This is a genomic window from Propionivibrio sp. (assembly GCF_047602565.1).
GTDB lineage: Bacteria > Pseudomonadota > Gammaproteobacteria > Burkholderiales > Rhodocyclaceae > Propionivibrio.
The window spans coordinates 2,968,224-2,990,819 of record NZ_JASGGX010000001.1 but is presented as its reverse complement, the minus strand read 5'-3'; the positions used below and the strand labels follow the sequence as shown (position 1 = coordinate 2,990,819).

General features: G+C 67.7%; 20 protein-coding genes. 9 read left to right on the top strand and 11 right to left on the bottom strand.

What is annotated here, in order from left to right:
* Positions 1-152 precede the first annotated feature (152 nt).
* Positions 153-1,634: a PLP-dependent aminotransferase family protein gene (locus tag QM701_RS14040; protein ID WP_415167668.1), complete on the bottom strand. Its 1,482-nt coding sequence runs from the start codon at positions 1,632-1,634 to the stop codon at positions 153-155.
* Positions 1,635-1,746: 112 nt separating this feature from the next.
* Between QM701_RS14040 and QM701_RS14035 the strand changes: the two genes are divergently transcribed.
* The 6 genes from QM701_RS14035 (at position 1,747) to gabT (ending at position 9,282) form a co-directional block, all read left to right on the top strand.
* Entirely contained in the window at positions 1,747-2,865 is a 1,119-nt protein-coding gene (locus tag QM701_RS14035) for an ABC transporter ATP-binding protein (RefSeq protein WP_415167667.1), read from the top strand.
* A gap of 68 nt (positions 2,866-2,933) precedes the next feature.
* Positions 2,934-3,980 (top strand): ABC transporter substrate-binding protein, encoded by a 1,047-nt coding sequence (locus QM701_RS14030; RefSeq protein WP_415167666.1) that lies wholly within the window; start codon positions 2,934-2,936, stop codon positions 3,978-3,980.
* Between the two features lie 213 nt (positions 3,981-4,193).
* On the top strand, positions 4,194-5,459 hold the full coding sequence (locus QM701_RS14025; protein WP_415167665.1) for an ABC transporter permease: 1,266 nt from the start codon (positions 4,194-4,196) through the stop codon (positions 5,457-5,459).
* A gap of 12 nt (positions 5,460-5,471) precedes the next feature.
* A complete protein-coding gene (locus QM701_RS14020) occupies positions 5,472-6,293 on the top strand; it encodes an ABC transporter permease (RefSeq protein ID WP_415167664.1) in 822 nt (273 codons plus the stop codon).
* Positions 6,294-6,329: 36 nt separating this feature from the next.
* Positions 6,330-7,790: an NADP-dependent succinate-semialdehyde dehydrogenase gene (gene gabD / locus QM701_RS14015; protein ID WP_415167663.1), complete on the top strand. Its 1,461-nt coding sequence runs from the start codon at positions 6,330-6,332 to the stop codon at positions 7,788-7,790.
* 181 nt (positions 7,791-7,971) lie between these two features.
* Positions 7,972-9,282, top strand: coding sequence for a 4-aminobutyrate--2-oxoglutarate transaminase (gene gabT, locus QM701_RS14010; RefSeq protein WP_415167662.1), 1,311 nt, complete (start codon positions 7,972-7,974; stop codon positions 9,280-9,282).
* A 20-nt stretch (positions 9,283-9,302) separates the two neighbouring features.
* On the opposite strand, the gene QM701_RS14005 is transcribed toward gabT, so the two are convergent.
* Genes QM701_RS14005 through bfr (QM701_RS13995) form a run of 3 tightly spaced genes read right to left on the bottom strand, consistent with a single transcriptional unit; the run spans position 9,303 to position 10,538 of the window.
* Entirely contained in the window at positions 9,303-9,527 is a 225-nt protein-coding gene (locus tag QM701_RS14005; protein WP_415167661.1) for a (2Fe-2S)-binding protein, read from the bottom strand.
* Positions 9,528-9,559: 32 nt separating this feature from the next.
* Positions 9,560-10,042, bottom strand: coding sequence for a bacterioferritin (bfr, locus tag QM701_RS14000; protein WP_415167660.1), 483 nt, complete (start codon positions 10,040-10,042; stop codon positions 9,560-9,562).
* A 10-nt stretch (positions 10,043-10,052) separates the two neighbouring features.
* Positions 10,053-10,538 (bottom strand): bacterioferritin, encoded by a 486-nt coding sequence (gene bfr / locus QM701_RS13995; RefSeq protein ID WP_415167659.1) that lies wholly within the window; start codon positions 10,536-10,538, stop codon positions 10,053-10,055.
* Positions 10,539-10,821: 283 nt separating this feature from the next.
* Between bfr (QM701_RS13995) and QM701_RS13990 the strand changes: the two genes are divergently transcribed.
* Positions 10,822-11,616: an NF038132 family protein gene (locus tag QM701_RS13990; RefSeq protein WP_415167658.1), complete on the top strand. Its 795-nt coding sequence runs from the start codon at positions 10,822-10,824 to the stop codon at positions 11,614-11,616.
* An 81-nt stretch (positions 11,617-11,697) separates the two neighbouring features.
* Here QM701_RS13990 and QM701_RS13985 read toward each other — a convergent pair whose 3' ends face one another.
* The 6 genes from QM701_RS13985 to QM701_RS13960 all read right to left on the bottom strand — a co-directional run bounded on the left by QM701_RS13985 (position 11,698) and on the right by QM701_RS13960 (position 19,422).
* Positions 11,698-13,629: an ABC-F family ATP-binding cassette domain-containing protein gene (locus QM701_RS13985; RefSeq protein WP_415167657.1), complete on the bottom strand. Its 1,932-nt coding sequence runs from the start codon at positions 13,627-13,629 to the stop codon at positions 11,698-11,700.
* Between the two features lie 117 nt (positions 13,630-13,746).
* Positions 13,747-14,616 (bottom strand): formyltetrahydrofolate deformylase, encoded by an 870-nt coding sequence (gene purU, locus QM701_RS13980; RefSeq protein WP_415167656.1) that lies wholly within the window; start codon positions 14,614-14,616, stop codon positions 13,747-13,749.
* A gap of 7 nt (positions 14,617-14,623) precedes the next feature.
* A complete protein-coding gene (gene thrH / locus QM701_RS13975) occupies positions 14,624-15,238 on the bottom strand; it encodes a bifunctional phosphoserine phosphatase/homoserine phosphotransferase ThrH (protein WP_415167655.1) in 615 nt (204 codons plus the stop codon).
* 73 nt (positions 15,239-15,311) lie between these two features.
* Positions 15,312-17,681, bottom strand: coding sequence for a putative bifunctional diguanylate cyclase/phosphodiesterase (locus QM701_RS13970; RefSeq protein ID WP_415167654.1), 2,370 nt, complete (start codon positions 17,679-17,681; stop codon positions 15,312-15,314).
* Positions 17,682-17,736: 55 nt separating this feature from the next.
* Entirely contained in the window at positions 17,737-18,162 is a 426-nt protein-coding gene (locus QM701_RS13965; RefSeq protein ID WP_415167653.1) for a hypothetical protein, read from the bottom strand.
* 9 nt (positions 18,163-18,171) lie between these two features.
* On the bottom strand, positions 18,172-19,422 hold the full coding sequence (locus tag QM701_RS13960; RefSeq protein WP_415167652.1) for a hypothetical protein: 1,251 nt from the start codon (positions 19,420-19,422) through the stop codon (positions 18,172-18,174).
* Positions 19,423-19,577: 155 nt separating this feature from the next.
* On the opposite strand from QM701_RS13960, the gene QM701_RS13955 reads away from it, so the two are divergent.
* Together QM701_RS13955 and QM701_RS13950 are read left to right on the top strand one after the other, a co-directional pair.
* On the top strand, positions 19,578-20,240 hold the full coding sequence (locus QM701_RS13955) for a hypothetical protein (RefSeq protein WP_415167651.1): 663 nt from the start codon (positions 19,578-19,580) through the stop codon (positions 20,238-20,240).
* 59 nt (positions 20,241-20,299) lie between these two features.
* Complete coding sequence (locus QM701_RS13950; RefSeq protein WP_415167650.1) at positions 20,300-22,249, top strand: dynamin family protein; 1,950 nt, start codon at positions 20,300-20,302, stop codon at positions 22,247-22,249.
* 72 nt (positions 22,250-22,321) lie between these two features.
* Here the strand turns inward: QM701_RS13950 and QM701_RS13945 are convergent, their stop codons facing one another.
* On the bottom strand, positions 22,322-22,576 hold the full coding sequence (locus QM701_RS13945) for a YfhL family 4Fe-4S dicluster ferredoxin (RefSeq protein ID WP_415167649.1): 255 nt from the start codon (positions 22,574-22,576) through the stop codon (positions 22,322-22,324).
* Between the last annotated feature and the right edge of the window lie 20 nt (positions 22,577-22,596).

The following is a 22,596-nucleotide window of genomic DNA, read 5'->3' as shown; positions in this document are numbered from 1 at the left end:
AGCAAATAACGTTCCGATACGTCCGAAGGGGGAATCCGACGGATTTCAGGCACTTTCGGCCAAAAAGCGGTTCGACGGTTTTGTTCGGACCGGCACATTATTGTCTTGTCTCGCACATAACGAGCCGCATGCAGCGTGCCGCCAGTATTTGATCATGAGCTTCCGCCCCAATGCCGTTCGATCACGCGGGTCAGCGTGGCGACGGCGGGCGCGATGGCCTTTTCCGGCACGGCGGCGAAGCCGAGGTTGAGGCCGGGGCTACCGTTGCGCGGGTCGGCGTAGTAGGTGCTCAGCGGCCGCGTGACGACGCCTTCGGCGAGCGCCTGCGCGGCGATCTGCGCGTCGTCGACCGGCGCGTTGAAGCGGAAGAGCAGTTGCAGGCCCGCATGCCCGCCCGAGACGCCGACGGCGCCGCCGAGGCGCGCTTCCATCTCGCCGCGCAGGATGTCGCGGCGCGCCCGGTAGATGCCGCGCATGCGCTTGATGTGCGCGGTGAAATGGCCGTCGTCGATGAATTCGGCGAGCGCCGCCTGTTCGGTCATGCGCCCGCCCCGGTAGAGCTCGGAGTTGCCGATGACGAAGGCGTCGACCAGGTCCTCGGGCAGCACCATGTAGGCCAGGCGGATGCCGGGGAACATGACCTTGCTCAGCGTGCCCAGGTAGATCACGCGCTGCCGGCGGCATAGTCCGAACAGCGAGGCCACCGGCCGCTCGTCGTAGCGCAGCTCGTTGTCGTAATCGTCCTCGATGATCCAGGCGCCGGACTCGAAGGCGCGTTCGAGCAGTTCCAGCCGGCGGTCGAGCGTCATCACCACGCCGGTCGGGTACTGGCTCGACGGCGAGGTGAAGATCAGGCGCGGCGGCGCCGCCCAGTCGTCCGGCGCCGGCGCCAACCCCCTGGCGTCGAGCGGGATCGGCCGGATGGCGAGGCCGGCGGCTGCGAACACGTTGCGCGCGCCCCAGTAGCCCGGTTCCTCGACCCAGACGCCGTCGCCGTGGTCGGCGAGCATGCGCGCGCACAGGTCGAAGGCCTGGTGCGAGCCGTTGACCACCACGATCTGCTTCGGATCGACGACCATCATGCGCGTCACCCGCAGGTAGCCGGCCAGCGCCACCTTGAGCGGCCCGTAACCGAGGTGCGAGTAGTGCAGCAGGCGGGCCTGCCCGGCGTGCAGGTATTTCGCCAGCAGGCGGCGCCACAGGCCGAAGGGAAAGAGTTCGACATCGGGCACGCCGGGCATGAACGCACCATTCTGGATCACGCTGCTGGCCGCGCTGTTGACCACCGCGGTGCCGCGCCGCGACAACCCTTCGCGCCGGGTGCCGATCAGCCGCCTCGGCGCGGCCGGCTTGCCGGCCGCGTCCACCACGTCGGAAACGTAGGTGCCGTCGCCCACGCGCCCGGTGAGGTAGCCCTCGACCAGCAGTTGCTCGTAGGCACGCACCACGGTGTTGCGCCCGAAGCCCAGGTCGGCCGCCAGCGCGCGCGTCGGCGGCAGCCGGACGCCCGGCGCCAGCGCCCGGTCGAGGATGGCCTGGCGCAGCGCCATGTACAGGCGGATGCGCAGTTTGTCCGAGGCCGGCTGGCGGTCCAGATATTGCATGACCAGTTCGACGATCAGGTGCGGTTCCATGGATTGGTCCCACCAAAGTCAAAAAAATTGGTTCTCATTTTGACCAATGGACGACCTATGATCAACCCGACGCCGAGAAAAACACATTCTCCGGCGGCAGAAGGAGCCCATCATGACGACCCGCGCCACACCGACCGACGCCACGCCGCACGTGACCTTCCGCAAGGTGCAGAAGACCTACGACGGCGAGAACCTGATCGTGCGCGACCTGAATCTCGACGTGCGGCGCGGCGAGTTCCTGACGCTGCTCGGCCCGTCGGGATCGGGCAAGACCACCTGCCTGATGATGCTGGCCGGCTTCGAGACGCCGACCGGCGGCGAGATCCGGCTCGCCGGCCGGGTGATCAACAGCGTGCCGCCGCACAAGCGCAACATCGGCATGGTCTTCCAGAACTACGCGCTGTTCCCGCACATGACGGTGCGCGAGAACCTGCGCTTCCCGCTCGCCATCCGCAGGCTGCCCGCCGCCGAGATCGACGGGAAGGTGGCGCGCGCGCTGGACATGGTCCGGCTCGGCGGCTTCGGCGACCGCTATCCGCAGCAGATGTCGGGCGGCCAGCAGCAGCGCGTGGCGCTGGCCCGCGCGCTGGTCTTCGACCCGGAGCTGGTGCTGATGGACGAGCCGCTCGGCGCGCTCGACAAGCAGCTGCGCGAGCACATGCAGATCGAGCTGAAGCACATCCACCAGGAGCTGGGCGTGACCATCGTCTTCGTCACCCACGATCAGGGCGAGGCGCTGACCCTGTCCGACCGCATCGCCGTGTTCAACCACGGCGTCATCCAGCAGATCGACGACCCGATGGCGCTCTACGAGAAGCCGGCCAACGATTTCGTGGCCAACTTCATCGGCGAGAACAACGCGCTCGACGGCTGCGTCGAGTCGGTGCATGGCGAAACCTGCCAGGTCCGGCTGGACAACGGTTCGCGCGTGCAGGCGAGCTGCGGCGCGCCGGTCAAGCGCGGCGACCGCGCCGTCCTCTCGGTCCGCCCCGAGTGCGTCCAGCTGAACGTCCAGTCGCTCGGCTGCGCCAACCGGCTGGGCGGCTACGTGCGCGAGGTCATCTACCTGGGCGACCACCTGCGCGTGCGCGTCGAGCTGGCCGGACGCCGCGAGCTCATCGTCAAGGCGCCGGCGGCGCAGCACAAGCACCGTTTCGACCTGGGCGACGCGATCCACGTCGGCATCAACCCCGAGCAGCTGCGCGCGCTCGGTCCGTCGGCCGGCGCGTGAACCGCTCTTTTTTTCCACCCGTGTTTTTCAACCCCGCAGCCCGCAATCCATCCACTCAGGAGAAACAGATGAAACACGCTCTTCCGCATGCAGGCCCGATCGCCGCCGCCTTCGCCGCCATGAGTCTTCTGGCGGGCGCGGCCAGCGCCGACGTCACCGTCATCTCGTTCGGCGGCACCAACCAGAAGGCGCAGGTCAAGGCGTTCTACGAGCCCTTCGCCAAGGCCGGCGGCAAGGTCGTTCCCGGCGAGTACAACGGCGAGCAGGCCAAGATCAAGGCCATGGTCGAAGCCAAGAACGTTTCCTGGGACGTGGTCGAGGTCGAGTCGCCCGAGCTCGCCCGCGGCTGCGAGGAAGGCATCTACGAAAAGCTCGACATGAGCAGGATCGGGCCGAAAGGCGACTTCGTTCCCGCCGCCGTGTCCGAATGCGGCATCGGCATCTTCGTGTGGTCAACGGTACTCGCCTACAACTCGGACGCGCTGAAGACCGCGCCGACGTCCTGGGCCGATTTCTGGGACGTCAAGAAATTCCCCGGCAAGCGCGGCATGCGCAAGGGCGCCAAGTTCACCCTCGAATTCGCGCTGATCGCCGACGGCGTCAAGCCCGAGGACATTTACAAGACGCTCGCCACCAAAGCCGGCGTCGAGCGCGCCTTCAAGAAGCTCGACCAGATCAAGCCGCACATCCAGTGGTGGGAGGCCGGCGCCCAGCCGCCGCAACTGCTCGCCGCCGGCGACGTGGTAATGACCACGGCCTACAACGGCCGCATCTCGACGGCGCAGAAGGAAGGCAAGACCAACCTGAAGATGGTGTGGACCAACAACATCTACGACTTCGATTCGTGGGCCATCCCGGTCGGCACGCCGAAGCGGGACGAGGCATACAGGTTCATCGCGCTGGCCAGCAAGCCGGAGAACCAGGCCGTCTTCGCCGGCGAGATTCCCTACGGGCCGACCAACGTCAAGGGCACGCCGCTGGTCGCCAAGGCCATCGTCCCCGAGCTGCCGACCGCGCCGCAGAACATGAAGGGCGCCTTCGCCAGCGACGTGCAGTTCTGGGTCGAGCACGGCGAGGATCTGGAGCAGCGCTTCAACGCCTGGGCGGCGAAGTAGTTGCGACGATCGATGACGGCCGGGCACATCCTCTCCCTCCCCTTCAAGGGGAGGGCTGGGGTGGGGATGGGGTAGCCGCGCCTTGCCCCATCCCCCACCCAGCCTCCCCCTTGAAGGGGGAGGAGTCGATGCGCCGGACATGCGTGCGCTTGTCCTGACCGCGCCCGCCCGTTTCCTTCGGATCAAGGCACTTTCATGAGCGAGGATCACGATATGAGCCAGTTGGCCGCCATCCTGCCCGTCCCGGCCGCGGACGGCGCCAGCCTGCCGCTGAAGACCCGGCTGCGCCGCGCCGAGCGGATGAAGAAGCTCAAGTACGGGGCGCTGATCCTCCCGCTCGTGGTCTTCCTGCTGTTCACCTTCGTCTGGCCGATCGCCGCGCTCCTGAAGCGCAGCGTCGACAACCCCGAGATCGTCGCCGCCTTCCCGGCGACCAGCGAACTGCTGCGCCAATGGGACGGGCAATCGCTGCCGGACGACGCGGTCTTCACGGCATTCGCCGACGAGATGGCCGGGACGCGCGGCACGCCGGTCTTCGCCAGCGCCGCCAAGCGCCTGAACATGGAACTGCCCGGCTTCCGCTCGCTGATGATGAAGACCGCCCGGGCGCTGCCGCCCGGGGACGGCCAGCCGGCGCGCGCGGCGCTGGTCGCCGCCGATGCGCGCTGGGGCGAGGTCGCCACCTGGCAGTACCTCGGACGCAACGCCTCGCCCTACACCGCGCGCTACCTGCTGGCCTCGGTCGACCGCAAGTACGACGATGCCGGCGCCATCGTGCGCGCCGACGCCGACGAGGCCATCTACGTCGACGTCCTGAAGCGCACCTTCGGCATGTCGGCCGTCGTCACCGGCCTCTGCCTGCTGCTCGGCTTCCCGCTGGCCTACCTGATGGCCACGCAGCCCGCGCGCGTGGCCAACGTGCTGATGATCTTCGTGCTGCTGCCGTTCTGGACCTCGATCCTGGTGCGCGTGGCCGCCTGGCTGGTGCTGCTGCAGAGCGAGGGACTGGTCAACCAGGCGCTGCGCGCGCTGGGCGTCATCGAGCGGCCGCTGCAGCTCGTCTTCAACAGCACCGGCGTGTACATCGCCATGGTGCACATCCTGCTGCCGTTCATGATCCTGCCGCTGTACAGCGTCATGAAGGGCATCTCGCCGATCTACGTGCGCGCGGCGATCTCACTCGGCTGCCCGCCGTTCCGGAGCTTCTGGAAGGTCTATTTCCCGCAGGCCCTGCCCGGCGTCGGCGCCGGCGGCCTGCTGGTGTTCATCCTGTGCATGGGCTACTACATCACGCCGGCCCTGCTCGGCAGCCCCAAGGAACAGATGGCCAGCTACTTCGTCGCCTTCTACACCAACCAGACGATCAACTGGGGCATGGCCGCCGCGCTGTCCACGCTGCTGTTCGTCGCCACCCTGCTGCTGTACATGGTCTATGCGCGCCTGGTCGGCCGGCAGGACCCCGCCGCCCAGATCCGCTGAGAGGAAAAAAGCATGATCGCCGCCTACGCTTCCCCGCTCGAACGCGCCTGGCACTACGCCTTCCGCATCATCTGCGGCCTGGTGCTGGTGTTCCTGATGCTGCCGATCCTGGTCATCGCGCCGCTGTCGTTCAACGCCGACTCGTTCATGCTCTACCCGATGTCCGGCTTCTCGCTGCGCTGGTACGAGGACTTCTTCACCTCGCCGGCGTGGCGGCAGGCCTTCGTCAACAGCTGCATCGTCTCGCCGTTCGCCACGCTGCTGGCCATGCTGCTCGGCACGCCCGCGGCGGTCGGCCTCACCCGCATCGACTTTCCCGGCAAGGCGCTGCTCACCTCGATCCTGATCTCGCCGATGGTCGTGCCGGTGGTCATCGTCGGCGTCGCCACGTATCTCGTGTTCGCCCCGGCCGGGCTGTCGGGCAGCTACCTCGGGCTGATCCTGGTGCACGCCGCGCTCGGCGTACCCTTCGTGGTGACCACCGTGTCGGCGACGCTGCAGGGCTTCGACTTCAACCTGGTGCGCGCCGCCGCCAGCCTTGGCGCCAATCCGCTGACCGCCTTCTTCAAGGTGACCCTGCCGCTGGTCGCGCCGGGCGTCGTCTCGGGCGGCCTGTTCGCCTTCGGCACCTCGTTCGACGAGGTGGTGGTCACCCTCTTCCTCGCCGGTCCCGAGCAGAGCACGCTGCCGCGCCAGATGTTCGCCGGCATCCGCGAGAACATCAGCCCGACCATCGCCGCCGTGGCGACGCTGCTGACCGTGCTCTCGACCCTGATGCTGATTACACTGGAATGGCTGCGGCGGCGCGGCGAGCGCCTGCGCGGCGGACGCTGATTTTCCCGTTCAACGGATACCCCACTGGAGCCGGACATGCTCAATCTAAAGGACAACGGAATTTTCTGCCAGCAATGCCTCATCGATGGCAACTGGCCGGACGCGGACTCGGGCGAGACGCTCGCCATCCACAACCCGGCCACCGGCGAAGCGCTCGGCACGGTGCCGAAGATGGGCGCCGCGGAAACGCGCCGGGCCATCGCGGCGGCCCAGGCCGCGCTGCCCGCCTGGCGCGCCCGGACGGCCGGCGAGCGCGCGCGGCTGCTGCGCCGCTGGCATGACCTGCTGATGGCCCACCAGGACGACCTCGGCCTGCTGATGACCGCCGAGCAGGGCAAGCCGCTCGCCGAGGCCAAGGGCGAGATCGCCTACGCCGCCGGCTATCTCGAATGGTTCGCCGAGGAAGGCAGGCGCGCCTACGGCGAGATCATCCCGCCCAACCTCGCCGACCGGCGCATCCTGGCCACGCGCGAGCCGGTCGGTGTGTGCGCCGCGATCACGCCGTGGAACTTCCCGGCCGCGATGATCACGCGCAAGGCCGGCGCCGCGCTCGCCGCCGGCTGCACGATGGTCGCCAAACCCGCCAGCCAGACGCCGTTCTCGGCGCTCGCCCTGGCCGAGCTCGCCGCGCGCGCCGGTATCCCGGCCGGCGTGTTCAACGTCGTCACCGGCTCGGCCGCGGCCATCGGCGGCGAGCTCTGCGCCAACCCGAGCGTGCGCAAGCTCTCGTTCACCGGCTCGACGGAGATCGGCGCGCAGCTCATCGCGCAGTGCGCGCCGACGGTCAAGAAGCTGTCGATGGAACTCGGCGGCAACGCGCCGTTCATCGTCTTCGACGATGCCGACCTCGATGCCGCCGTGGCCGGCGCGATCGCCTCGAAGTACCGCAACGCCGGGCAGACCTGCGTGTGCGCCAACCGCCTGCTGGTGCAGGACGGCGTCTACGACGCCTTCGCCGCAAAGCTGGCCCGCGCGGTCGGCGAGTTGAAGGTCGGCAACGGCGTCGAGCCGGGCGTCACGCAGGGCCCGCTGATCGACGCCCCGGCGTTGGCAAAGGTCGAGGAACTCGTCGCCGACGCCCGTGCCAAGGGCGCGCGCGTGGTGTGCGGCGGCAGGCGCCATGCGCTGGGACGCACTTTCTACGAACCGACGATCCTCGCCGACGTGACGCCCGCGATGCGCGTGGCGCGCGAGGAAATCTTCGGCCCCGTCGCCCCGCTGTTCCGCTTCACCACCGAGGAAGACGCCGTGCGCCTGGCCAACGACACCGAATTCGGCCTGGCATCGTACTTCTTCGCCCGCGACGTGGGCCGCATCTTCCGCGTCGCCGAGGCGCTCGAATACGGCATGGTCGGCGTCAACACCGGCGCCATCTCGACCGAGATCGCCCCTTTCGGTGGCGTGAAATCCTCCGGCCTCGGCCGCGAAGGCTCGCGCCACGGCCTCGACGATTACCTTGAGATCAAGTACGTCTGCATCGCGGGTCTGAGCCGCTGATGAATTGAATCTGAAGAAGGAAATTAACCACAACGACACGACGAACACGACGCCAACCCGATATCGGGCAGCACCGAACTCCTCCGGAGCATGTCTTTCATTTGCTTTTCGTTGTGCCCGTCGTGTCGTTGTGGTTCAAACCAATTCTCATATCTCACTATTGCCCAACAGGAGAGCTTCCATGAATTCCATGACCGATCTGAACACCCAGACCAACGACGCCCTGATGGCGCGCCGCGCGGCGGCGCTGCCGCGCGGCGTCGGGCAATCGCACGGGGTGTTCGCCGTGCGCGCCGAGAACGCGGAGATCTGGGACGTGGAAGGGCGCCGCTGGATCGACTTCTGCGCCGGCATTGCGGTGGTCAACACCGGGCACCGCCACCCGCGCGTGATGGCCGCCGTGCGCGACCAGCTCGACCGGTTCACGCACACCTGCTTCCAGGTGGTCGCTTACGAATCCTACGTGCGTCTCGCCGAACGCCTGAACGCGCTGGCCCCCGGCCGGACGCCGAAGAAGACCTTCTTCATGAACACCGGCGCCGAGGCGGTGGAAAACGCCATCAAGGTGGCGCGCGCCTACACCGGGCGCGGCGGCGTCATCGCCTTCAACGGCGCCTTCCACGGCCGCACCATGATGACGCTGGCGCTGACCGGCAAGGTCGATCCGTACAAGAAGGGCTTCGGCCCCTTCCCGGGCGAAATCTTCCACGCGCCCTTCCCCGATCCGCTGCACGGCGTCACGGTCGACGACGCGCTGCACGGCATCGAACTGATCTTCAAGAACGACATCGACCCGAACCGCGTCGCCGCGATCGTCGTCGAGCCGGTGCAGGGCGAAGGCGGCTACCTGCCGGCGCCCGCCGACTTCCTGCAACGCCTGCGCGCGCTGTGCGACCGGCACGGCATCGTGCTGATCGTCGACGAGGTGCAGACCGGCGCGGCGCGCTGCGGCAGCTTCTTCGCTGTCGAGCACGCCGGCATCGAACCCGACGTGATCACCCTGGCCAAGGGCCTCGGCGGCGGCATGACGCTGTCCGCGGTGATCGGCAAGGCGGCGGTGATGGACGCCGCCGTGCCGGGCGGCCTCGGCTCCACCTACGCCGGGCATCCGGTGGCGGTGGCCGCCGCGCTGGCGGTGCTCGACGTGATCGAGGAGGAAAAGCTGGCCGAACGCGCGGCGCGGCTCGGCGAGACCTGCCGCGCGCGCTTCGAGGCCCTGCGCGCGCGCTTCTCCTGCATCGCCGACGTGCGCGGGCTGGGCGCGATGACCGCCGTCGAGTTCTGCCACGACGGCGATCCGAAAAAACCGGCCAGGGACGTCGCCGAGGCGCTCAAGGCGGAGGCTGCCAAACGCGGCCTGCTGCTGCTCAACTGCGGCAGCTACGGCAACACCCTGCGCCTGATGCTGCCGCTGACGATCCAGGACGCGGTGCTGGACGAAGGATTCGCCATCCTGGAAGCGGCGCTCGCCGCCGTCGCCGGCGACCGGTAAACGACGCCGCGCCGTCCCCGTCAGTGCTTCTTGTGGTGATGGTGATGACCGTGATGGTGGTGGTGATGCGCGTGGCCAGATTCCTCCAGCGCCTTTTTCAGGCAGCGCTTGGCGTCCTCCGCGCATTGGCCGCATTCGCTGGCGACGCCGAGTTCGCGCCGCAGGTCTTTCAGCGAATGCGCGCCGCGCGCGGCCGCATCCCGGATGTCCTGCTCGCTGACCGCCTTGCAGATGCAGACGTACATTTCATCTCCCGGCGGCGCACCGCGCGCCGCGCTCAGTCGCCGTCCGGCCCCATGTGCGCCTGCAGGTAGTTGGGCAGCGTCACGCTTTCGATCAGGTCCTGCTGCGTCTCCAGCCAGTCGATGGCTTCCTCGCAGTGTTCGAGCAGGTCTTCCAGCAGGTCACGGCTGACGTAGTCCTGCTGCGCCTCGGCCAGGGCCACGGCCTCGACCAGCGCCGGCCGGTTGACGCCGCGTTCGAGCTTGAGGTCGCAGGCCAGGCACTCGGCGGCGCTCTGGCCGATCAGCAGCCGCCCCAGGTTCTGCAGGTTGGGCAGCCCTTCCAGGAAGAGGATGCGTTCGATCAGCTCGTCGGCCTCCTTCATGACCCGGATCGACTGCCGGTAGCGGTAGTCGTTGAGCTTCTCCAGCCCCCAGTTGCGGAACATGCGCGCGTGCAGGAAATACTGGTTGATCGCGGTCAGCTCGTTCCTGAGCACGCCGTTCAGCGCCTCGATGACCTTCTTGTCGCCTTTCATCGCCCGCCCCTCAGGCCGCCGCCGCGCCGTCGATCTGGCTCTGCTTGTAGTTCTGCACGCCGACCTGCTCGATCAGGCGCAGCTGTTTTTCGAGGTAGTAGGCGTGATCCATCTCGGTATCCTCGAGCTGGATCTTCAGCATGTCGCGCGAAACGTAGTCCTGCGCCTTCTCGCAGGCGGCGATGGCCCGCTTGAGGTCGCCGACGACCTTGTATTCGACGGAGAGGTCGGCCTTGAGCATTTCGGACACCTCCGCGCCGATCCGGAGCGCCTCGCGCTTGGCCAGGTTGGGCGCGCCTTCGAGGAAGAGGATGCGCTGGATCAGCGCCCGCGCATGCTGGCGCTCGTGCTCCGACTCGTGCAGCGCCTTCTCGGCGAGGCGCTGGAAGCCCATGTTGGCGTACATCTCGCCGTGGGCCAGGTACTGGTCGACGGCGGTCAGCTCGCCGGCCAGCAGTTCGTTCAGGATTTCGATGATTTTCTTGTCGCCTTTCATGGTGTCTTTTCTCCGCAGTGTTGGTCCGACGGCATTGGAATTCGGCGCTCCCGATAGACTGCCGGTGGCGAGGCGAGTTCCGGCCGGCGCGGCGGCGACCCTGGCTTCGGGAGACCGGGAAGAGTATCCGCCGGCGACGTCGAATTTTCTTACAGTGGCCGGCTACGCGAAGCCACAAAGACCACCTAACGATATGATTAAAAAAATCTTTCGATGCATGGTCCCGGATTTGCTTTGGCAGGCCTGAGTGCAGGTCAACTGCAAATGTGAGGAGGCGAAGATGATGAGCAAGAAACTTGGAGCAAGCCTGGGATTCGCCAGTGCCGCCGTCGCATTGGCGTTGACGGGAACCTCGGCGGTGGCAGCCCCGCTGCCGAGCGGCTGGAGTTGCGTGGGCAATTGCGGCACCAATACCGCCGCCGACGGCGACGTGACGCTGGCCCCGGGCTTCGGTTCCTACCAGTGGATTTCGACCACCAGCAGCCCGACCGGTGCCGGCAAGCTGCCCGTCGGAGCGACCGGGCAGGAGACCAACGGTTCGTACGCGCAGACGCCGACCTTTACGGTGAATTCCGGCGACAAGCTGAACTTCTACTTCAACTACATCACCTCGGACGGCGCGCAGTACACCGAGTATGCCTGGGCCGGATTGTTCCAGGGCACGAGCGTCTTCGATTCGTTCCTGTTCACCGCCCGCACCACGACCTCCGGCAACACCGTGCCGGGGTTCGGGCTGCCCGGTCTCGGGTCCGGCGTGACGCTTGATCCGGCATCGACGGCGATCATCCCCGGCGGTCCGGACTTCTCGCCGCTGGGAGGTTCCTCGGGGGACTGCTGGAGTACCGGCTGCGGCTACACTGACTGGATCAAGATGGAATACATCTTCACTACCGCCGGCACGTATTCCCTCGGCTTCGGCGTGACGAATGCGCTGGACACGGCGTACGACACGGCCTTCGCGATCGCCGGCGTGGCGATCAACGACGTGCCCATCAACGAGACGCCCGAACCCGCGACGCTGGCGCTGCTCGGCCTCGGTCTGGCCGGACTCGGCACCCTGCGCCGGCGCAGGGAGTGAGTTCGCTGGGTCCGGAGCGCGTGACGCTGCGGACTCCGGGAAAACCCCGCAACGCCTTCGTTGCGGGGTTTTTTGTCGGCCTCAGTCTGCCGCCTCGATCCGTTCCGACAGGGCGAGCCACGTTTCCTCGCACTCGGCCAGCGCGTCGTTGACCGCCTGCAGTTCGAGGCCGAGTTCGCCGATCTCCTGGGGCGAGAGTTCCCCGCCGAGACGCGCCTCCAGATCCGCCCGCCGGGTTTCCAGCTCCGCCAGGCGCTGCTCGGCCTTGCCGAGATCTCGCTTCAGCGCCTTCATCTGCGGCGTGATCTTGCGGTTGGCCGACGGCGGCGGCGGCGCCTGGACGGCGTTCCTTTCCTCCTTCTGCGCGACCTTCACTTCCTCGCGCACGCGCTTCGCCTCGTCGAGCAGGAACTGCTGGTAGTCGTCCAGGTCGCCGTCGAACGGCGCCACGCCGCCGCGCGCGACCAGCCAGAACTCGTCGCACACCGAGCGCAGCAAGGCGCGGTCGTGGCTGACCAGCATCAGCGTGCCCTCGAACTCGTTGAGCGCCACGGCCAGCGCCTCGCGCGTGGCGAGGTCGAGATGGTTGGTCGGCTCGTCGAGCAGCAGCAGGTTCGGCCGCTGCCAGACGAGCATGGCCAGCACCAGCCGCGCCTTTTCGCCGCCGCTCATGGTGCCGACCGGCTGCTTGACCATGTCGCCGGTGAAGTTGAACGAGCCGAGGAAATTGCGCAGGTCCTGCTCGCGCCCCGATTCGCCCTCGGGCAGCGCCTCCCGGGCCAGCCGCGTCATGTGTTCGAGCGGGTTGTCCTGCGGGCGCAGCACGTCGAGTTCCTGCTGGGCGAAATAGCCGATGGCCAGCCCCTTGCCCTCGCTGACCGTGCCGCCGAGCGGCGCCAGCACGCGCGCGATCGTCTTGACCAGCGTCGACTTGCCCTGCCCGTTGGCGCCGAGGATGCCGATGCGCTGGCCGGCGGTGACCGTGCGCGTGGCCTTGCGCACGATCAGCGCGGGCGGCGTGCCCGGCGGCGCATCGTCCGCCGGCGGGTAGCCGCAGTCGGCGTCGCGCAGCACCAGCATCGGGTCGGGCAGGCTGGCCGGCTCCTTGAACTCGAAGGTGAATTCGGCGCTGGTCAGCACCGGCGCCAGCCGTTCCATGCGCTCCAGCGCCTTGACCCGGCTCTGCGCCTGGCGGGCCTTGGTGGCCTTGGCCTTGAAGCGGTCGATGAACTGCTGCAGATGGGCGATCTTTTCCTGCTGCCGCAGGTAGGCGTTCTGCTGGAGTTCGAGCTGCTGCGCGCGCGTTTCCTCGAAGGTGCTGTAGTTGCCGCCGTAGCGCGCCAGCCGGCCGGCCTCGATGTGCAGCGTGACGTCGGTGATGGCGTCGAGGAATTCCCGGTCGTGGCTGATCACGAGCAGCGTGCCGGCGTAGCGCTTGAGCCAGGCTTCCAGCCAGACCAGGGCGTCGAGGTCGAGGTGGTTGGTCGGCTCGTCGAGCAGCAAGAGGTCGGACGGGCACATCAGCGCGCGCGCCAGCTGCAGGCGCATGCGCCAGCCGCCGGAGAAGCTGTTGACCGGGTTCTCCAGTTCCGTCGTCTTGAAGCCAAGGCCGAGAATCAGCGCCTGCGCGCGCGCCTCGGCGTCGTGCGAGCCGGCGTCGTGCAGCGCCATGTAGGCGTGCGCCATGCGCTCGCCGTCGCCGGCGGCCTCGGCGGCGGCGACTTCGGCCTGGGCGGCGGTCAATGCCGAATCCCCGGCCACCACGAAGGCGGTGGCGCCGGCCGCCGTCTCCGGCATCTCCTGCGCCACCTGCGCGATGCGCCAGCCGGGCGGCATGGCGAACTCGCCGCCGTCCTCGTGCAGGCTGCCGTTGATCAGCGCGAACAGCGACGACTTGCCCGCCCCGTTGCGTCCGACCAGCCCGACCTTCTCGCCGGGATTGACGACGACCGAGGCGTCATCGAGCAGAACCTTGGCGCCGCGCCGCAGCGTGACGCCCTTGAGGGTGATCATGGGAAAAACTCAAAGACCTTCAACCACGGCGGGCACGGCGCACACGGCGAAAAACGAAATGGATTCATGAAGTCCGCTTCTCGCCGTGCCCGCCGTGTCGCCGTGGTTGATTTCGTTTTATCGGAACACCACCGTCTTGTTGCCGTGCACCAACACGCGGTCTTCGAGGTGGTAGCGCAGGCCGCGCGCGAGCACGGCTTTCTCGATGTCCTTGCCGTAGCGGACCATGTCGTTGACCGAGTCGGTGTGGTCGATGCGGATCACGTCCTGCTCGATGATCGGCCCCTGGTCGAGCTGGCTGGTCACGTAGTGGCAGGTCGCGCCGATCAGCTTGACGCCGCGCTGGTGGGCCTGGTGGTACGGCCGCGCGCCGACGAAGCTGGGCAGGAAGGAGTGGTGGATGTTGATGATGCGGCCGGGGTAGGCGGCGCACATGTCCGGCGGGATGATCTGCATGTAGCGCGCCAGAACCATGGTGTCGCCCTTGACCTCCTCGAACAGGCGCCGGATCTCGGCGTAGGCCGCCTCCTTGTGGTCCGCCGCGACCGGCACGTGGTGGAAGGGGATGCCGTGCCATTCGACGAAGCCGCGGAAGGTGTCGTGGTTCGAGATGATGCACGGGATCTCGATGTCCAGCTCCTTCGACTGCCAGCGCGCCAGGAGGTCGTACAGGCAGTGCTCCTGCTTGCTGACCATGATCACCACGCGCTTCTTGACCGCCGAATCGCTGATCTTCCAGTCCATCTCGAGCGCCTCGGCGATCGGGCGGAAGCGTTCGCGGAACTCGGCGAGGTGGAAGGGCAGCGAATCGGCCTTGATGTCGATGCGCATGAAATACTGGCTGTGCCCGTTGTTGTCGTCGGAGTGGTAGCGCGATTCGAGAATCCAGCCGTGGTGCTCGGCGATGAAGCCGGCCACGCGGGCGACGATGCCGACGCGGTCGGGGCAGGAGGCGGAAAGCGTGTAGTAGCGTTGCTGTGAGTACATGACGGGATCAGCCGGCGAGGCGCGCGAAGGCCTGGTCGATCTGCGTCCGCAGTTCGGGGTAGGTCCGGGTCACCGGGTACTGCGGGAATTCGCGGATGACGTTCTCGGGCGGGTGGAACAGGATGCCGGCATGCGCCTCGCCGAGCATCTTCGTGTCGTTGTAGGAATCGCCGGCGGCGACCACGGTGAAGTTCATCTCGCGGAAGCGTTTGACGGCTTCGCGCTTCTGCTCGGGCATGCGCAGGTGGTAGTCGACCACCATGCCGTCGGCGCTGGTCTCCAGGCTGTGGCAGAACAGCGTCGGCCAGGCCAGCTGGCGCATCAGCGGGTGGGCGAATTCGTAGAAGGTGTCGGAGAGGATGATCACCTCGTAATCCTCGCGCAGCGCGTCGAGGAATTCGCGCGCGCCCGGCAGCGGCCCCATGGCGCCGATCACCTGCTGGATGTCCTTCAGCCCGAGCTGGTGCCGCGCCAGGATGTCCAGGCGGAACTGCATCAGCTTGTCGTAGTCCGGCTCGTCGCGCGTGGTGCGGCGCAACTCCGGGATGCCGGTCCGCTCGGAAAACGCGATCCAGATTTCGGGGACGAGCACGCCCTCGAGGTCGAGGCAGACGATCTTCACGGGAAACTCCCTGGCTGGTGGTGGGTGGCGGAACGAACCCGTGATTCTACCAAAAGCCGGCGCGGCCGCCGGTTCAGAGCAGCTGTTCGATGCGCCGGCTGGCGTCCTCGATCGCATCCGCCGGCACCGGGCGGGAAAAATAGTAGCCTTGCACGCAGCGGCAGCCGGCCGCCTCCAGCAGGTCGAGCTGGCGCTGCGACTCGACGCCCTCGGCGACCACCGTGAGTTCCAGGCTGCGGGCCATGTTGATGATCGCCCCGACCAGGGCGCGGTCGCTGTTGTCCTCGCTCATGTCGCGCACGAAGGACTTGTCCACCTTGAGCACGTCCACCGGGAAGCGCTTGATGTACGACAGCGACGAGTAGCCCGTGCCGAAGTCGTCGAGATAGATGCGGAAGCCGAGCTCGTGCACCGCGTCCAGCCACGTCTTGGCCGCCTCCGAGTCGCCCATGAACACGCTCTCGGTGATCTCGATCGCCAGATTGCCGGGATCGACGCCGTAGCGGTTGGCCGTCTCGATCAGGGTGATCGGCGGCAGCCCGTCGGGAATCTGCCGCGCGGAAACGTTGATCGAGATGTAGCGGTCGGCGCGGCCCTGCCGCTTCCAGTTCGCCAGCTGCTGGCATACGGCCTCGACCATCCACAGGCCGATGTTGATGATCGCGCCGGTCTCCTCGGCCAGCGGCACGAAGACGTCGGGCGGGATCATCCCGCGCTGCGGGTGCGCCCAGCGGATCAGCGCCTCGGCGCCGGCCATCCGGCGCACGGACAGGTCGATGATCGGCTGGAAATGGATGATCAGCTCGTTGCGCCGCACGGCGAAGCGCAGGTCGTTCTCCAGGTGGCGCCGGTACTCGGCGTTGCGCGCCATGGTGAAGTCGAAGAAGCAGTACCGGCTGCCGCCGAGCCGCGCGTGTTCGAGCGCCATCTCGGCGTTGCGCAGCAGCAGCTCCCGGTCGCCTCCGTCGTGCGGGAACAGCGCGATGCCGATGCTCGCGCCGAGCTGCAGCGGCGCGCTGCCGACCTCGAAGAAGCCTTTCAGGGAAACGGAGATGCGCATGGCGACGCCGGCCGCCGCCTTCTCGTCGGCCGTGGCGCGCAGCACGATGCCGAAGGAGTCGTTGCCCAGGCGCGAGACGTGGTCCGAACTCTTCACGCAGGCGCGCAGGCGATGGGCGGTGATCGACAGGATGCGGTCGCCCGAGGCCAGGCCCAGCGATTCGTTGACCCGGCGGAAGCCGTCGAGATCGACGATCAGCAGCGCGAAGCCGGCATTCTCGTCGTCCGCGCAGGCAGCGACCTCATCGTCGATCTTCTGCAGGAAGCCGGCGCGGTTGAGCAGGCCGGTCAGCGCGTCGGTGACGGCTTCCTGCTGCGCCGACAGTTCCGCCTGCTTGTGCCGGGAGATGTCGGTCAGCTGCCCCTGGATGAGCCCGTCGCCGATCGGCGTCAGGGTCACGCTGAACCAGCGCACCGCGCCGTCGCCGACCGCGTACTCGCAGTCGTCCGACACCGAGCGGTTCAACACGGCGCATTGCTCGACGAGCCGCGGCAGCGCCTCGGGATCGCGCCAGCGCAGGCGCGGCAGGTCGGGCTTCTCGCCGGGCGGCAGGCCGAGCTGGCGGTAGAAGGCGTGGTTGCAGGATTCGAGCGCCAGCTGCCGATCGACCACGAAGATGCCCGAGTCGGCGTTCTCGAAGATGGCGCGGTACTTGCGCTCGCCGATTTCGCGCTGCACGTGCAGATGGCGCTCCTCGTCCAGCGACGCCACCAGGCGCTGGCCGAGCTGGTTGATGTCGGCCGCCAGGCGCCCGATCTCGGTGTTCTCGTGGCCGCGGGGCACCGCCAGCTGCTCGATCGAATGCGCGTCCATCACGTGCAGCTTGTCGGACATGCGCTTGATCGGGCGCACGATCCACAGCAGCACGGCGGCCGCCACCGCGGACACCACCACCAGCAGTTGCAGGCCCAGCAGCAGGGCGACGAAGGCGCCGCTTTCCTTCACCCGCGTGCTGACGATCTCCGGGTCCGGGTCGATGATCAGCTCGCCGACGATCTGCGCGGCGTCGAAGGGCGAGGCGATCGCCTTGCTGATGCGCCCGTTCGTCGCCAGCCGGAGCCGGTCGGCGCCTTCGCCGTTCTTCCTGCGCTCGGCCAGGATTTCCGAGCCGCCGACGATCGTCGCCCCGAACACCTCGCTGTTGCGCGCGAGGCCGTTCACCACTTCCAGCGCCAGCGCCGGGTCCTTGGTGAAGCAGGCGATCTGGGCGGTGCTCTCGACGGTGGTCATCAGCTCGCGGATGCGCTGCGAGACGCCCTGCTGGTGATAGCGCTCGGTCAGGTGCGCGGTGAGGAAGACGAAGCCGAGGCCGACCACCAGCCCGATACCGACGACCTGCATCGCCGCGCGCACGAGAATGCTCCGCCGCCAGAAAGCCTGCATGCCCCCACCCGTAAAAAATGCCCGAAGTCCCCCGGCGCGGCCGTGGCCGCGCGCTTCAGGGCGTCAGTTCGAAAACTATCTTCACGCGCCCGCCGGCCTTGCTGCGCTCCATGTACGTGATCGCGCCGGCCGAGCCCAGAACCATGGACTGCGCGTCCTCGACGCGCCCGGCCTGGATCGGCGGGCGTGTTTTTCCCGAGAATATCAGACGCGACCAGTAGGTGTTGATTTCCGACGGATTCTTGCCCACCAGCAGCCGGTAGAACTCCTCGCGCACCGGATGCCCCTGCGGCAGGTCGATGGGCAGCGCCGGGATGCCCGACGGAAACTGGCGGAAGCCGCCGAGAAAGATGTTGATCACGTCGTTGCGGCTGAGCGACTCCACGCCGCTGCCCGGATTGACCACCACCACGATGCTCTCCGCGCGCGCCGCGAAGGCCAGCAGCGCCAGCATGAGGAGGATGAGCAGCCGTCCCGACACGCCCGCCCCTCAGAAGACGAAATCCAGCGCCACGGTGAAGACGTTGGTCTTCCCGTTCCAACGGGGCGTCTCCTGGCGGACCATGTAGATCGAATCGTCGCTGCCGCGGATCGCGTCGGCCTGGAACTTGAGCGCCATGTCGCGACGGAAATCCCAGCGCATGCCCAGCGACACGGTATGCTGGTCGGCGTACGACTGCGCCAGCACGCCGGCCAGCGCGGCGTTGAGCTGCGCGCCGCTGCCGGTGTCCGGCAGGCCCGGGGCGAGGTGCGCGCGCCGCGACCTGACGCGCGAATAGCCGACGAAAGGCTTGACCTCGCCGATGCGGTAGCCCGCCAGGAACATCGCGGAATCCTGGTCCCGGACGGCCTCGGACTCGTAGCTCAGCCGGCTGAGCATCAACTGCAGCAGCAGGGGCCCGCGGTCGTACACCGCGCCGATCGAGTAATAGCGGACGTCCGTGCCCTGCAGCTCCAGCGCGTCCGCCGCCCGCGCCGCCGAGGCGGCGCCCGTGTCGCGCAGGTCCGCCTGCAGCTCGCCGACGGCCGCCGGCATCGCATGCTTGAAGCTGATCTGCGCCATGCCGCCGCGCCATTGCCAGCCCCCCGTCTGGTAATCGACGTAGCCGCCGATCGAGCGCGAGCCGCGCAGGTCGAGCTGGCCGCCGGCGAACGGCAGCTTTTCGGCGAGGAAGCCGTAATACAGCTTGCCGCGCAGCAGCCCGTCGCCGAGCGGCAGCGTGACCTGCCCGTCCCCGCCGTCGAGGTAGGTGACCGCCAGCGACGAGAAATAATCGATGTTCGGCCGGACGGCGAGCTGGGAATACCCGATCAGCCGGCTGTCGCCGTGCATGAAGAAATCGGTGCCGATACGGCCGCCGCGCAGGCTCAGGTAGGCGCTCGGATCGTACTTGACGAGCAGCTCCGTCACCTCCGGGGTGAAATTGCCCTTGTAGTTGTAGCGGCTGACCGCCTGCGCCACCGCCTCGACGGTATCGCTCGCCAGATAATTGGCCTGCACGCCGAGGTTGGAATCGTTCCGCGCCGACCAGTGGTCCGGAATGCCGCGCGGCTGCAGCAGGTCGCGCGCCACCTCCGCCTGCCCGTTGGTGGACCGCGCCACGCCCAGCGTGCCGAAGCCGCGCACGGTCAGGGCGGCCATGCCGCTGCTCTGTTCCTGCGCCGGCACGGCATGCGAGATGGAAAGCAGGGCGATCAGGCAGCCTCCCGCGCAAAGCCCGTGCCGATTTTCGATCATCATGATGGCGGCAACCGTGGAGAACGGAACCCCCGGATGGTAGCACGCACCCCGCGGCCGGATGCGCAACACGCCGCCGCGTTTCTGATAGATTAGGCGGTTCCGGCCCGCCGCGCCGCGTGCCGCCGGCGGTGCCGCAGCTTCCCAGGAGAATCACCATGCGTTGCCCGTTCCACCCGCTCCTTGCCGTCCTGCTGCTGGCCGCCGGCCCGCCGCTGCGGGCCCAGCCGGCGGACGCCGCGCCCGTGCCGCAGACGCTCGAACAGGCCGCGGCGCAGCGCCAGCGGGCCGAAGCCATGCGCCAGGACGCCGAGCGGCGCTACGCGGCGGACGAAGCCGCCTGCTACCGCAAGATCCTGGTCAACGACTGCCTCAAGGAAGCCAAGGAGCGCTACACGAACACGATCGTCGGGGCGCGGCGGCTGGAGGCGCCGGCCCGCGAATTCGAGCGGGAATCCCGGCGCGGCGAAATCGAGGCCGAAAAGGACCGGCGCGCGGCCGAACGCCCGGCCCGCGAAGCCGAGCAGCAGGAACGGGCCGAACGCTACCGGGCCGACGAAGCCGCCAAGGCGGCTGCGCGCGAAGAGAAACGGCTGGACAAGGAACGCAAGGCCGAGGAAAACCGCAGGAAATCGGCCGAGGAACAGGCCAAGCGCCAGGTGAAGGAAGAAAAGCGCGCGCAGAAACAGGCCGCGCAGATCGAGAAGAAAGCCCGGGAGCGCGCCAAGGCCGAGCAAAAGGCGGCCGAGAAGGCGGCCAGGGAAAACCAGGGCGGCTCGCCCCTGCCGCCACCCGCGGCCGGGACGGGCAAGGAACCGTGAGCTTGATTGCCCGGACGGCTGTGGTAGAGTGCCGGGGAAGTATTCTCATGGAATGAATCATGACGCTTGCCCAACAGTTCGCCGCCTATTCCGAATGGCGCAACCGGCTCTCCGGGAGCCTGGCCGATTTCCACCGCCGGCTGGCCGATAACGAGCTCGGCGACGCGCAGACCGATCTGCGCTTCGAGCGCCTGTTCGAAAAGCTGCGCGAGGATCGCCTCAACGTCGCCTTTGTCGCCGAGTTTTCGCGCGGCAAGTCGGAACTCATCAACGCCGTCTTCTTCGCCTATCACGGCAACCGCATGCTGCCGTCGACGGCCGGGCGCACGACCATGTGCCCGACCGAGCTGATGTACGACTCGGGCAAGGAGCCCTGCATCGAGCTGCTGCCGATCGAGACCCGCGCCAGCGAGATCGGCATCGCCGACTACAAGCGCTACCCGGCCGAGTGGACGTCGCTGCCGCTGGACGTCGATGCGCCGGACGCCATGCAGGAAACGCTGCGCTCGGTCAGCGAGGTGCGCCGGGTGCCGCGCGAAACCGCCGTCCGGCTGGGCTTTCCCGAGGACGGGGAGCACGCCGCCAACGCCGACGCGGACGGGCTGGTCGAAATCCCGCGCTGGCGCCACGCCGTCATCAACTACCCGCATCCCTTGCTGCAGCAGGGCCTGGTCATCCTCGACACGCCCGGCCTCAACGCCATCGGCACGGAGCCCGAGCTCACCCTGTCGCTGCTGCCCAGCGCCCACGCCATCCTGTTCATCCTGGCGGCCGACACCGGCGTGACGCAGTCCGACCTCACCGTGTGGAAGGAGCACATCGGCCAGCGGGGCGACAGCACGCGCGGGCGCATCGTCGTGCTGAACAAGATCGACGGCCTGTGGGACGGCCTCAAGTCCGAGGAGGAAATCTCGGCCGAGATCGACCGCCAGGTGCAGGAAAGCGCGCAGACGCTGGGCCTGCCCGCCGACCAGATCTTTCCGGTGTCCGCGCAGAAGGGGCTGGTGGCGCGGGTCAACGGCGACGAGGCGCTGCTCGAACGCAGCCGGCTGCCGGCGCTCGAACACGCGTTGTCGTTCGAGCTGATCCCCGCCAAGCAGGACATCGTGCGCGAAAGCACCGAGGCCGAATTCGCCGACATCCACGCGCGCGTGCGCGGCCTGCTCGAGGCGCGCCTCGCCGGCCTGCGCGAACAGCTCGGCGAAATGGCCGAACTGCGCGGCAAGAACAAAGGCGTGGTCGAATACATGATGGGCAAGGTGCGGGTGGAAAAGGAGGAATTCGAGACCGGCCTGCAGCGCTTCTATGCCGTGCGCAGCGTCTTCTCGCAGTTGAGCAACCGGCTGTTCGGGCGCCTCGGCATGGATTCGCTGCGCGCGCTGACCGCCTCGACCCGCCAAGCCATGCTCGACGCGACGTTCTCGCGCACGCTGTCGGACGCCATGCGCAGGTTCTTCGCCGAAGCGCGGCGCAGCCTGAAGGAATCGGAAACGGAGATCGGCGAAATCACGCAAATGATCGACGCCATCCAGAGGAAATTCGTCGTCGAGCACGGCCTCAAGCTGAGCAACCCGGCCACGCTCTCGCTCAACCGCTGCCACCGCGAGATCGACCGCCTGGAACAGTGGTGCGACACCCACCTGAACACCGTCTTCCAGTTGATGACGCACCAGAAGCGGCAGCTCACGCAGCGCTTCTTCGACGAGGTCGCGCATCAGGTCCGGCGGCTCTTCGAAAGCGCCAACCGCGACGCCGAATCGTGGATCAAGGCGCTGATCGCGCCGATGGAGACGCAGATCCGGGAGCGCCAGATCCAGTTGAAGCGCCGGCTGGAAAGCATCAAGCGCATCCACCAGGCGACCGACACGCTGGAAGAGCGCATCAACGAGCTGCTGCACGTCGAATGCCAGCTGCTCGACGAGATGCGCGACGTTGACAACGCCGCGCAGGCCGTGCGCCGCGTCCTGCGCGCGCGCACCGCCGAAACGCCCCTGCGCGACGCCGCCTGACGCGCGCAGGATCGAAAAGAACGAGCCGCCATCCCGTCGCCGGGTGGCGGCTCGCTTCGTTGACGGCGCCGGTCAGCGCTTGTTGCCGGTCAGCTTCTCGTACTTGACCCACAGCTGGTCGTTGCTCTCGGCGTGCGCGGGGTCCTTGGAGATGCAGTCCACCGGGCAGACCTCGACGCATTGCGGCGTGTCGTAGTGGCCGACGCACTCGGTGCACTTCGCCGGATCGATGACGTAGGTTTCGTCGCCCTGCGAAATGGCCCCGTTCGGGCATTCCGGCTCGCAGACGTCGCAGTTGATGCATTCATCGCTGATAATCAAAGACATGGTGCTCTCTTTCCGTATAT